The 12,115-nt window shown below is 65.4% G+C and carries 12 protein-coding genes; 8 read left to right on the top strand and 4 right to left on the bottom strand.

Annotated elements, in window-relative coordinates:
* Window positions 1-121: 121 nt before the first annotated feature.
* From QFZ88_RS22540 to QFZ88_RS22555, 4 genes are all read right to left on the bottom strand, one after another.
* Window positions 122-670 carry a DUF1254 domain-containing protein gene (locus tag QFZ88_RS22540; RefSeq protein WP_024925499.1) on the bottom strand — a complete coding sequence of 183 codons (549 nt, stop codon included), beginning with the start codon at window positions 668-670 and terminating at the stop codon, window positions 122-124.
* The gene (locus QFZ88_RS22545; RefSeq protein WP_024925498.1) at window positions 663-1,247 is read right to left on the bottom strand and encodes a DUF1214 domain-containing protein; all 585 of its coding nucleotides are present in this window, start codon (window positions 1,245-1,247) and stop codon (window positions 663-665) included. Before QFZ88_RS22545 ends, QFZ88_RS22540 begins: the two co-directional genes overlap by 8 nt.
* A gap of 84 nt (window positions 1,248-1,331) precedes the next feature.
* Complete coding sequence (locus QFZ88_RS22550; RefSeq protein WP_024925497.1) at window positions 1,332-3,485, bottom strand: transglycosylase domain-containing protein; 2,154 nt, start codon at window positions 3,483-3,485, stop codon at window positions 1,332-1,334.
* A gap of 227 nt (window positions 3,486-3,712) precedes the next feature.
* The gene (locus QFZ88_RS22555) at window positions 3,713-4,189 is read right to left on the bottom strand and encodes a hypothetical protein (protein ID WP_024925496.1); all 477 of its coding nucleotides are present in this window, start codon (window positions 4,187-4,189) and stop codon (window positions 3,713-3,715) included.
* A 457-nt stretch (window positions 4,190-4,646) separates the two neighbouring features.
* Here QFZ88_RS22555 and QFZ88_RS22560 point away from each other — a divergent pair, with 457 nt between their 5' ends.
* From QFZ88_RS22560 to ccmI, 8 genes are all read left to right on the top strand, one after another.
* On the top strand, window positions 4,647-5,090 hold the full coding sequence (locus tag QFZ88_RS22560) for a hypothetical protein (RefSeq protein ID WP_137900964.1): 444 nt from the start codon (window positions 4,647-4,649) through the stop codon (window positions 5,088-5,090).
* Window positions 5,044-7,455 carry a baseplate megatron protein TIM-barrel domain-containing protein gene (locus QFZ88_RS22565; RefSeq protein ID WP_024925494.1) on the top strand — a complete coding sequence of 804 codons (2,412 nt, stop codon included), beginning with the start codon at window positions 5,044-5,046 and terminating at the stop codon, window positions 7,453-7,455. Before QFZ88_RS22560 ends, QFZ88_RS22565 begins: the two co-directional genes overlap by 47 nt.
* A 30-nt stretch (window positions 7,456-7,485) precedes the next feature.
* Window positions 7,486-7,692 carry a hypothetical protein gene (locus tag QFZ88_RS22570; protein WP_024925493.1) on the top strand — a complete coding sequence of 69 codons (207 nt, stop codon included), beginning with the start codon at window positions 7,486-7,488 and terminating at the stop codon, window positions 7,690-7,692.
* Between the two features lie 103 nt (window positions 7,693-7,795).
* Entirely contained in the window at window positions 7,796-8,098 is a 303-nt protein-coding gene (locus QFZ88_RS22575) for a hypothetical protein (RefSeq protein WP_024925492.1), read from the top strand.
* Between the two features lie 64 nt (window positions 8,099-8,162).
* The gene (locus tag QFZ88_RS22580) at window positions 8,163-8,828 is read left to right on the top strand and encodes a response regulator transcription factor (protein ID WP_024925491.1); all 666 of its coding nucleotides are present in this window, start codon (window positions 8,163-8,165) and stop codon (window positions 8,826-8,828) included.
* Window positions 8,812-10,248, top strand: a complete 1,437-nt coding sequence (locus QFZ88_RS22585) for an ATP-binding protein (RefSeq protein ID WP_024925490.1) — start codon at window positions 8,812-8,814, stop codon at window positions 10,246-10,248. Before QFZ88_RS22580 ends, QFZ88_RS22585 begins: the two co-directional genes overlap by 17 nt.
* Before the next feature lie 104 nt (window positions 10,249-10,352).
* A complete protein-coding gene (locus QFZ88_RS22590) occupies window positions 10,353-10,787 on the top strand; it encodes a hypothetical protein (protein WP_024925489.1) in 435 nt (144 codons plus the stop codon).
* A gap of 203 nt (window positions 10,788-10,990) precedes the next feature.
* Complete coding sequence (ccmI, locus tag QFZ88_RS22595) at window positions 10,991-12,109, top strand: c-type cytochrome biogenesis protein CcmI (protein WP_024925488.1); 1,119 nt, start codon at window positions 10,991-10,993, stop codon at window positions 12,107-12,109.
* The last annotated feature ends 6 nt before the right edge of the window (window positions 12,110-12,115 follow it).

Raw genomic sequence — 12,115 nt, forward strand, 5'->3', positions numbered from 1 at the left:
CCAGGGGTGCGCTACGAGCGGCCGCAGGAAGGTGCGGCAACGGCATCGGGCGCCGAGACGGGCACGCAAGGCGCGCCGTCGTCGAAGCCGCGCCACTGAGGCGGCGTAAGTCGCTTTCCGATCAGAATTGCTGCAATTCGCAGGAACTCTGATCGAGGAAACGCGCCACCGCCGGCTTCCAGCTTTCATCCGGCACGAAGGCGCGCACCACCACGATGCCTTCCTCAATCGGCGCCTCGACAAAGATCGAGCCCTGGAACCCGTCGGGCAGGGCCTTGCGCACCTCGATCATCTGCGCCGGCGTCAGCACCACCGCATCCAACTGGCCGTTTGTCGCGCTGCGATCGTTGAAGCTGTAGATGTTGTGGCCGTTGCGGTCGTAGACCGAGACCGACCAGAACGGCACCGAGCCCGGCGCGGTCAGCTGTATCATGCCGTCGGCGAGGTCGAAGCGGCAGGCGGCGGCGTAGAATTGCGGATCGATCGACTTCACCGGCGCCGGACTGCCGGCATCCGCGTCAAGCCGGGCCATGGTGTAGAAATCCGACTTCATCGCCAGGTTCGACCAGGCGTCGCGCTCGGAAAACGTCGGCACCAGCAAAAGCACGGCGATGTGTACGATGGCCGCGCCGACGAGGCCGAGCAGGATGGCGTGGAACAGCCTAGCCATCGCAGCCGATCCTCAGGATGGCCGGCAGCTTGACGTCGGAGAGCCCGGTCGAGGCGGCAATCGGCGTGTCGTAGAAATTGAGCACGAAGCGCAGCGGACCGGCGCCGGCGACGGGAAGCCAGTTGCCGGGCGCCGCGTTACTGGCCACCGTAATGACGGTGGAATTGTCGGCCTGGCGCAGGATCTCGTGCGACTGCAGCGCCGCCTGGCGCGGCCGGCCGGACACGATCGGGTCAAGCGCCTGGTCGGCGGCGTGCAGGGTCCAGAACCGCGCCGTCGGGAAACTGCCTTCGATGGTGTAGCTGCATTCGCGCCGCAGGCTTTCGCCGTTGGAATCGGCCTCGGCGACGAAGGAAAGACCCTCGGCGCGGCCAAGCGCCAGCGCGCCCTGGCGGGCCACGCGCGCCTGCGAATAGGGATCGGCCTCCGCTGTGCCGATATCGGGAAAGGCCGTCCACGGCCCGATGCGGATGGCGCCGCCGCCGCTCTGGGCATCGAGCGCGTACCAGACGCTGCCGCCGCCCAACCCGATGGCGATGGCGAGAGCCAGAAGCGTCAGCAATGCGTTCTTCAGCATGGAGGCTCGTCAGGGCAGGGGATCATTGCGACATGGTGGCCGGCATAGCGGCGGTGCGGGGCTGGTGCAAGGCTGTGGGCTGCTTCACAGCGCCGAGAGCGTTTCGGGTTTGGTAGGCGGGGTGAGCACCGGCGCATCCTCGAAGGTCTTGCTGAGCGTGCGCAGGGTCTGCGTGGTGCGGCTGGACAGAACGGGCGGCCGCTCGGCGGCCACCTTGGCCTGGTCGTCGGCTGCCGGCTTCTTCTCGGGCTCGGTCTTGGCCGCCACCGTCTTGTCGACGAAGGGCTGGTCGATGCCGGGGATCGGCTTCAGGTCGATGTTCTGGTGCGCATAGACCATCATCCGCTGCCAGATCATCGCAGGCAGCGAGCCGCCGGTCATGTTGTTGGTGGGGCGGAAGTCGTCATTGCCGAGCCAGACCGCAGCCGTGTAGTTGCCGGTGAAACCGACATACCAGGCGTCGCGGTAGCTCTGCGTGGTGCCGGTCTTGCCGCCCGAAACGATGTTGGGCAATGCCGCGCGGCGGGCCGTGCCGATGACCGGCACCTGCACCAGCATCGAGTTCATCGAATGCAGCGCCTTTTCCGACAGTACGCGGCGCGGCGGCGGCGCGTCCTTGGCCCAGTCGTAGACGACCTGGCCGGTGTGAGTGACGAGCTGGGTGATGCCGTGGCGCGTGCCGACAAAGCCGTTCTGGGCGAAGACCGAATAGCCGGTCGCCTGGTCCATCACCGTCATGCCGGAGGTGCCGAGCACCATGGTCTTGTGCGATTCCAGCGGCGATTCCACGCCCATGTCCTCGGCCATCTTCTTGATCGGCGGGATCGACAGCGAATCCTTGGCCAGCCGCACCGGCACGGTGTTGATGGATTTGACGAAGGCGGTGAGCAGCGTGATCTTGCCGCCGAAACCACCGCTGTAATTCTTGGGCGTCCAGTTGCCCCAGCTGACCGACGCGCTCGAAATCACCGATTCCGGCGTGAAACCATGCTCCATAGCGGTCGCATAGACATAGGGCTTGAACGACGAGCCGGTCTGGCGCAGCGCCTTGGTGGCGCGGTTGAACTGGCTGGCGCCGTAGTCGCGGCCGCCGACGATGGAGCGCACGGCACCATTGGTCTCGATGACCACGACCGCACCTTCGGTGACGCGATAGTCCTTGCCGTATTGGCGCAGGTGGAACTCGACAGATTCCTCGGCGGCGTCCTGGATGTTGGCGTCGAACGTGGTGTGGGCGACCAGCGAATGCGTGCCCTTGGGTGCGATGCGCTTGACCTCGTCGAAGGCCCAGTCGAGGAAATAGTCCGGGCTCTTGCGCTCGCCGCGGTCGACGACATTGGCCGGATGCAGCCTTGCCTGCAGCACCTGGCCTTCCGACATGAAGCCGCTTTCGACCATGTTGTTGAGCACGACGTTGGCGCGGGCGCGCGCCGCCGGCAGGTTGACGTGCGGCGCGTATTTGGTCGGCGCCTTGAACAGGCCGGCCAGCATCGCCGATTCCGCCAGTGTCAGGTCCTTCACGCTCTTGCCGAAATAGAAATCGGCCGCCGCCTCGATGCCGAAGGTGCCGCCGCCCATGTAGGACCGGTCGAGATAGAGCTGCAGGATCTCTTTCTTGGAAAGATTGGCTTCCAGCCAGAGCGACAGGAAGGCTTCTTTGACCTTGCGCTCCAGCGTGCGTTCGTTGGTGAGGAACAGGTTCTTGGCCAATTGCTGGGTGATCGAGGAACCGCCCTGGACGACCGAATTGGCGCGCACGTTCTCGGTCATGGCGCGCATCAGGCCGAGGACGTCGATGCCGTAGTGGTCGAAGAAGCGGCGGTCCTCGGTCGCCAGCACAGCCTTGATGACATGGTCGGGCATCTGGTCGACCGGCACGGAATCGCGCTGGATGATGCCGCGCTGGCCGATCTCGTTGCCGTAGCGGTCGAGGAAGGTGACGGCGAAGTCGCCCTGGGCGCGCCAGTCGCCCTTGGTTTCCTGGAAGGCCGGCAGCGCCAGCGCCAGCATGACGACGGCGCCGCCGGTGCCGAGCGTAAAGCCTTCCGACAGGATCTCGACCAGCCAGCGCCGCCAGCCTTTGACCTTGAAGCGGCGGAAGAAGATGGTGGCGCTTTCCCAGAACTCGCCGGCCCGGTAGCGCAACTCGTAGAGGCTGGAATCGAGCCAGGCATCCAACGACAGGAACCAGGCGGCGATCGGGCCTCTTTTCTTGCGCGGTTCCTGGGAATTGCTCATCGAGGACGGTTACTGGCTTCGGATGGTTGCGCGGTGATCGGATTATACGCGTTCGCCGCGCAAACGGGAACGCGGACGGCGCCCTCTCGGCGGTCAGGGCCGACTATTCGTCGATTGCTGCGGCACTGGCAAGGGCTCAGCCATTGGACGCGCGATTGGTGAAGGGAGGGTAAAGGCAAACCATTAGGGATAAACGATATTAGCGACCAGCTAAGCGCTGAATTTGATCAGTTTCCAACCGACAGCGATTGTTTCAGCATGTCGAGGTCCTGCAGGCGCCGGTTGGTCAACAGCTTGGCGTTGTTGTTTTCCTGGATAAGCCTGTCGAAGAAGGCGGGATTGATTGGCTTGACGGGCGGTTGCGTGGCGCTGCCGCCTTGCTTGGCCTCGATCGCCGCTATGCGCTCGTTCGACGATTTCAACGCGTCGGCGACGCCCGCGATATCGGCGTTGATCTTGGCCAGTTGCGCGCTGTTGGCGGCGATCTGCTCGGCCAGTTGCGAGCCCTGGTCCCGGGTGGTGAACCTGATGCCGCTTCCGGTCCATTCGAAATTGGCGACATAGGGCAGCGCCAGCAGCGCCGCGCCGATGACGATGATGGCCGAATGCCCGGCCGAAACTTCCAGCTTCTTCAGGATCAGGATGATCGCCAGCACGACCAGGACGGTGCCGGCCACGGCGAACAGGATATCGATGTTGGACATGACGCTTCCCCCAAGCGGGATTTCCATACAACGGAAACCGCCCGACTGAATGTGAGGAAGGTCACGGAGATCGCCGTGCCAGAAGCGCGCGACCATCAGGCCGTTTCGAAGTGCCGCCGCCAATTGCGGGCTTACGACGACAAACGGTGATGAACGGCCATTTTCAAAAAATAGGAAAATAGTCCTTGACACCGTTACGATGCTTTGCTAGGATTTGGTTATCGTCGGAAAAGTGTAGGTGGCGCAGCGGCGCCCCGGCGATTTCCCCTTAATATCTAGCCTGCCGGTCTCTGCACCAGCACCAGACGATGCCGGCGCGCGGCACCTGCATGGTTGTTCGGCTGCCGGCGCACTTTGAGTAACCGTCAGGTTCCGACCGTTTTCAGGAAAAGCAATGCCGAGTTCGAGACCGAACGCGAAACAGCGGGCGTTGCGCGCGCTGGCGGAAGGCGCACGGGTGACGCTCGATCTTCTGGCCGATGCGTCCGGCCGCTCGCTGCAGGCGCTGAAGAAACAGGCCGAGCGCGAAGGCTGGGCACACGCGCGGCGACCTAGCACCGACGCGGCTGAGCGCGTGCAAGCCATCGCGGCGCAGGCGCTGGAGCGGGTGGAGACGTTGTGCAGCGCACTGCTGGCCAATGAGAACATCGACAAGGCCCGCTTCGATGCGCTGACGGCCGCCATCCGCGCGCTGGATCGCATCGCCGAGATTTTGCGCACCGGCGGCATCGCCAGGGAAAGCCAGATCAAGCGCAATGAAGACCTCGCGGAGGTTCTTGGACGCATCAATGAACGCATTGTCGAACTTGCCACCCGGATGGCGGCCGAAATGGTCGCGGATCAATCGTTACTGGATGACGAGCCAGGTCGGCCTGCGGGGCGCCGAGCTGGCATGGCATGAGTGGTTTCTGAGCGCCCATGGCGTGCAATATCCGGTGGGGCGCCCGACGCCGGCGACCTGGCTGGTCACCGGCGGGCGCGGTTCCGGCAAGACCAGGCTGGGCGCCGAATGGGCGACCGCGCTGGCGCGGTGCCTGCCGCCCTTCGCCGAGTTCGGCAATCGCTACGACCGCATCGCGCTGGTGGGCGAAACGCTGGGCGATGCGCGCGAGGTGATGGTGGAGGGGCCTTCCGGCATCCTCACCATCGCCCGCGAGGACCGGCCGCGTTTCGAGCCGACGCGCCGGCGGCTGTTGTGGCCGAGCGGCGCGGTGGCGCAGCTGTTCTCCTCGGAAGATCCGGAGAGCCTGCGCGGGCCGCAATTTTCAGCCGCGTGGTGTGACGAGCTTGGATGCCCGGCGACCGACAAGGGCCCGAACCAGCCCAATGTCTTTCCCGATCCCAAATCGGTGGAGAGCGCCGCTCCCTATTTTTCCGACGGCAGCCGCTCCGACATCGCCCAGCGCCGGTTCATCGAGGCCCATCTGCAGCATTGGGATGCGGCTGGGCCCGGCTTCCAGCAGGCCTGGAACCCGGTTTCGCCAGCCTATGGCGGGCGTATGCTCGATCTGTCGCGCATCTATCTGTGGGCGTGGGACGCGCGGCCGTTTCCGGCTTTTCCGCAGCGCGCCGATGTGTGGTCGGACGGCGTCAACTGGGAGCGTGGACACTGGCTGAACGGACGATTGGCGAGCCCGGACCTCGGCGCGCTGATCAACGCCGTCCTGGCCGATCACGGCTTGCCGGCTGCCGACGTTTCCGGCGCCGACGGCGTCGTGCATGGCTATGTCGTCGACGACCCGTCCTCGGCGAGGGCAAGCCTCGAACCGTTGGTCGATCTGTTCGACCTGACAGTGATCGAACAGGCCGACGGGCTGGTGTTCCGGCAGGCGGGCCAGGCTGGCGCCGCTGTGTCGGTAACAGAACTGGTGCTGGACGACGACCGTCCGGCGGTCGAGACCATGCGCGTGCCCGACCAGCAACTGCCCGCCGAGGCGCTGCTGGCGTTTCGTGATCCTTTCTCGGACTACCAATCCGCAACCGCACGCTTCGCGCGGCAGGGTGCGGCCGGCGCCCGCCAGCAGGTGCAGTCGTTTTCCGGAGTGCTCGAAAAGGGGCAGGGGCAGGCGCTGGCCGAGGACTGGCTGCGCCGCACCTGGTACGAGCGCGAGACGATCGGCTTTTCGGTGGCCATGCCCGACGACGCACTTGCGCCCGGCGCCGTGGTGACGCTGCCTGCCTCGGGAAATCCGTCCGAATTCCTGGTCACGGGCGTCGAGGATGGGCTGGTGTGCCGCGTCTCGGCAAGGCAGATCGCGCGCGGTGCGGTGCCGCGCTGGCGCAGCGTCGTGCCGAGGCCGCCGGTTCCGCCGGTCATCGTGTCAGGACGACCGCACGCGGTCTTTCTCGATCTGCCGGCGGGTGTCGGCGAGGGCAGCCTGCACGACCAGCTTCGTGTTGCGGTCTGGCAAAAGCCGTGGCGGACGCAGGCGCTCTCCGCATCGCCGGAGACGACCGGTTTCACCGCGCGCGCCATGGTGGCGAAATCGGCGGTTCTGGGCCGCTTGACCGCCCCGCTCGCCCCCGGTTTCGAGGGACGTATCGACCGTGCCGGGGCGATCTTCGTCGAGCTTTTCGATCGCCAGGCCGAGAGCATCAGCGTGGCGCAAATGCTCAACGGCGCCAACGCGGCGGCGGTGCGGTCGACGGTCGGGGTGTGGGAAGTTCTGCAATTCCAGCAGGCCACGGAAATCGAGCCGCAGCTCTGGCGACTGTCCGGTCTGCTGCGTGGCCAGCTCGGCACCTCGGACGCGATGGCCGCCGGCGCCGCCGAAGGCGCGGATTTTGTCCTGCTGGACGACGCGGTCGTGCCGGCCGGCCTGCGCTCCAGCGAAGTTGGCCTCGTGCTGAACTGGCGGGTCGGGCCGACCGGCCTGGACGGTTCCGGCCTCAATGTTGCCGAGAGCACGGCTGTCGGCGGCCAGCGGGCTGCGTTGCCACTGGCGCCAGTGCATCTGCGCGCACGGCGAGCCGGCGCCGACGTGGTGTTTTCCTGGATCCGCCGTGGCCGTGTTGACGCCGATGGCTGGGATGCGAGCGACATCCCGCTCGGCGAAGCCGTCGAACAATATCGCGTCGAGATTGCGGCGCCTGGCGGCATGCCGGTGCGTACGGTCGTCACCGCGGAACCGCGTTGGCTCTACGAGGCGGCCATGATCGTTGCCGACTTCACCGCGCCGCCTGCCGCGATCGATGTCACGGTGCGGCAGTTCAGCGTCACCGCAGGTTGGGGCGTACCGGTCTCCAAGCGCCTCTCCATTGCCTGAGAGCTCTACTTTCCGTCGAAAGGAACGAAGATGAAAACGATGAAACCCTGGTATCTTTCCCGCACCATCTGGGCGGCGCTGGTGACCATCCTGACCGGCGCCGCCGGACTGGCTGGCGCTTCGCCTGAACAGGTCGACGAAACGGCGCTGACCGACGCCTTGCTGCAAGGCGTCGGCGCGATCGCCGGGCTGGTGGCCCTGTTTGGCCGGTTGTCCGCCACCGACCGCATAGGTTAAGCTTCCTGCAACTCGCCATCCGGCCGCGATGGTGCGAGGTCAAAGGGGACGCAGCCGCCGGTGTTCATTTCGTGTTCAGCCCCGGTGCGCTAGTAAGGGCACCATGAAAAGCTTTCGTTCCAATCTCCGGTCGATTGTGCTGGCGCTCGGCGCCAGCGGGCTGTTTGCAGTGCCGCCGGCAGGGGCGCTTCCGATCACCCCTCTCGACAGCCCCAGCCAGGTTTTGACGGTGGCGTCCGATTGCTACGCCATCGGCCAAGAGGTCGCGGCGCAGAACGGCGGCACGCTCGCCAAAGCCTCGCCGTCAACGCGTGGCGGGCAGCCGGTTTGCGTGGTCGTCATCCTCGTGCCAGGCAAGGAAGGCGAACGCCCGCGCCGGGCCGAAGTGGTGGTGCCGCAGGGCTGAGCGGTCGTCTTACCGCCGGAATCGGCTTATATCTCAGCAACCGAAAGCAACGACACGAGGCACGATGCGCGTATTGGTGGTAGAGGACGACAAGGAGTTGAACCGGCAGTTGGCCGATTCACTCGTCGATGCCGGCTATGTGGTCGACCGCGCCTATGACGGCGAGGAAGGGCATTATCTCGGCGACACCGAGCCCTATGACGCGGTCGTGCTCGATATCGGCCTGCCGCAGATGGACGGCATCAGCGTGGTCGAGCGCTGGCGCCGCGATGGCCGCAAGATGCCGGTGCTGATACTGACGGCGCGCGACCGCTGGAGCGACAAGGTTTCCGGCATCGACGCCGGCGCCGACGATTATGTCACCAAGCCGTTCCACATCGAGGAAGTGCTGGCCAGGGTGCGCGCACTGATCCGCCGGGCCGCCGGCCATGCCTCGTCGGAACTGACCTGCGGTCCCCTGCGCCTCGACACCAAGGCTTCGAAAGCCGATGTCGACGGCGTGCCGCTGAAGCTCACCTCGCACGAGTTTCGCCTGCTTGCCTACTTGATGCACCACATGGGCGAGGTGGTGTCGCGCACCGAACTGGTCGAGCATCTCTACGATCAGGATTTCGACCGCGATTCCAACACGATCGAAGTGTTTGTCGGCCGGCTTCGCAAGAAGATGGGCGTCGACATGATCGAGACCGTGCGCGGCATGGGCTACCGCATGCGTGAACCGGAGGCGTAAAGCGGAACCGCTTCCCACCAAACGGGTCAAGACGAGAGCGCCGCTGCGGTTCTGGCTGCGCTCGCTGACCTTTCGCGTCGTGGCCTTTTCCTCGATGTGGGCCGTGCTGACGCTGGTCGTCATCTTCACCCTGATCACGACGCTCTATCGCCAGGCCAGCGAACGCGGCTTCGACAGCCTGCTTTCAGCCCATCTCTTCAACCTGATCGGCTCGGTCGGCATTTCCGACAAGGGCGTTTTGATCGGCGCGCCGGATCTCGGCGACCTGCGCTTTTCCGAACCGTTTTCGGGTTGGTACTGGTCGGTGGAGCCTGCGTCGGACGGCGTCGGCGGCCATCTGCGTTCGTCCTCCATGGTGCAGGCAATTCCCTCGCCGAGCATCAGCGACGTCCCGTTCAATTCCAGCTTCCAGCGCAGCTACGCTGCTCACGGGCTGAAAGGCGAGGAATTGCAAATCTTCGAGAGCGAATTCGTGCTCGATTCGAAGAACCACATCGCCCGCTTCCGCGTCATGGGCAACAAGAGCGAACTGGAAGAAGAGATTGGCTCTTTCCAGCGCCGGCTGCTCACCTACCTGTCGCTGTTCGGCGTTGGCATGATCGCCATCAACGCCATTGCCATCCTGTTCGGCCTGCAGCCGCTGCGGCGCGTGCGCGCCGCCCTTGCCATGGTACGGGAAGGCACGGCGAAGCGGCTCGACGGCCGTTTTCCGTCCGAAATCGAGCCGCTGGCCGACGAAACCAACGCGCTCATCGAGAACAACAAACGCATCGTCGAACGTTCGCGCACGCAGGTCGGCAATCTCGCCCATTCGCTGAAGACGCCGCTTGCCGTGATGCTGAACGAGGGCCGCGCGCTGGGCGGGCCGAAAGGCGAGCTGATCGCCGGCCAGGCGGCCTCGATGCAGAAACAGGTCGAGCACTATTTGCAGCGCGCCCGCATCGCCGCGCAGCGCGACAGCGTCGTCTACCGCACCCCGGTGGCGCCACTGGCCGAGCGCATGGTGCGGGTGATGCAGAAGCTCAATCCCAACGTCGCGCTGTCGCTATCACTGCCGCCGGAGGGCATTATTTTTGCCGGCGAGCGCGAGGATCTCGAGGAGGTTTTGGGTAACCTTCTGGAGAATGCGATGAAGTGGGCGAATGGCGCGGCCAGGGTCACGGTCCGGCCATTGGCAACGGGTGGCGAAGGCGGCGAACCGTTCGAAATACTCATCGAGGATGATGGCCCCGGAATCCCGGAAGACAAGGCGCGCGATGCCTTGCAGCGCGGCAAACGCCTCGATGAAACCAAGCCCGGGACGGGGCTTGGTCTGGCCATCGTCGCCGACCTCGTCAACGAATATGGCGGCAGCCTCGCGCTGGAACGTTCGGACCTCGGTGGGCTCAAGGCGATTGTGCGCCTGCGAAGTGTCCGGTGAGGAACAGAGTTATGGGATTGGCATGCGGCCCAATTTCAGCCCAATATCGGCACTATCGCCGCGACCGTCGCCCAGTGCGTGGCGAAGAGGGGACTTTTGAGAGAATGACGATTCGCATTGGCTTCGTTGCCGGAATGTTGCTGCTGACCGGCTGCGCCACGACCGGGTTGACCGGCAATGGTTCGGACACCGCGCCGAAAGCCGGCAAGGACAGCGGTTCGGTCACATCGACCGTGCTCGAGGAACTGGGTGACGGCCTGATCGGTGGCAATATCGGCTCCGGCTTGACCGCGGCCGACAAGCGCAAGGCGCTGGAGGCCGAATACAAGGCGCTCGAATACACCGCCAGCGGCCAGACGGTCACCTGGAAGAGCGACCAGGGAGGGCGCTATGGCGAAGTGGTTGCCGCGCAGCCCTATCGCGTCGGCTCGCAGGACTGCCGCCAGTATCGCCACACCGTCTATTCGGGCGGCAACGGCCAGATCGCCCGTGGCACGGCTTGCCGCAACACCGACGGGTCGTGGACGCCGCTGACCTGACGTTGGAGCGCCGCGCCTCCTTTTTGGACGCGCAAAAGGACGCTCCGACAATTTGATTTGCGGTGAAGGCGCTCGAACTGCTTCGAATGTCCGATTTCGATTGAGCGTTTGCGCTCGATCAAGTGCGGCCGGCCGTAATTCTGTCAAAGCGTCGCAGGACGCTTGTGTTGGCAGGACGAAGCCGGACCGCTATTGGAAGTTCCATGCTGTTTTGGGTCATAGCCGCGGTGCTGACGCTGGGTGCGAGCCTGGCGGTGCTGCTGCCCCTCGCGGGGAGCGCGAAGGAGCGGGATTCGCAGGACGCCCATGACCTCGAAGTCTACCGCGACCAGCTTTCCGAACTCGACCGCGATCTCGCCCGCGGGCTGATCCAGCCGGTCGAGGCCGAGCAGGCGCGCGCCGAAATCGCCCGCCGCATCATTCGGCTGGGAACTGGCGAGACGGCGGCCGCCGCGCCTGGTACGATGCCGAAGCTGGCGGGGCTGTTGTCGATGGCCGCCGTGCTGGCCGTGCCGCTGTTGAGTTGGGGCATCTACAGCCGTATCGGTTCGCCCGATCTGCCGTCCCAACCGCTCGCCGAGCGGCTGGCGAAGAACCCGGCCGACAGTTCGGTGGACGAACTTGTCGCGCGCGCCGAGGCGCATCTGACGAAGAACCCGTCGGATGGCCGTGGCTGGGACGTTCTGGCCCCGATCTATCTCAGGATCGGTCGTTTCCCCGATGCCGTCACCGCCTACCGCAATGCCATTCGCTTGGCAGGCGAAACGGCTGCGCGCCAGGCCGGACTTGGCGAAGCCATGGTCAATGGCGCCGGCGGGGTCGTCTCCGCCGAGGCACAGGCGGTGTTTGAGGCAGCCCTCAAGCTTGAGCCCGCCAACCCCAAGGCGAATTTCTATCTCGCATTGGCGCTGTCGCAGGAGGGTCGCAAGCCCGAGGCCGTGGCCATGCTGCAGAAGATGCAGGCATCGCTGCCTCAGGATTCGCCGTGGCGTCGCGCCGTCGGCCAGGCGCTGGCCGCTGAAGGTTCGCGGCCGGCCGCAGGGCCGAGCGAGGACCAAGTGGCCGCAGCCTCCTCGCTTTCCGACGAGGACCGCAGCGCGATGATCGAGACCATGGTTGCCGGCCTCGATGAAAAACTGAAGCAGAATCCACGCGACGCGGAAGGGTGGATGCGCCTCATTCGTTCTTATGCCGTGTTGCGCAAGCCCGACGAGGCGCGTGCCGCGCTGCGCCGTGGCATTGCCGTGTTCGGTGCCGACAGCCCGGAGGCCAAGCAATTCACCGCCTTTGCCGGCACGCTCGGCCTGACGGCGACAGAGTAGGGGCGA

The sequence above is a fragment of the Mesorhizobium sp. YL-MeA3-2017 genome (assembly GCF_030814575.1).
Lineage (GTDB): Bacteria > Pseudomonadota > Alphaproteobacteria > Rhizobiales > Rhizobiaceae > Mesorhizobium > Mesorhizobium terrae.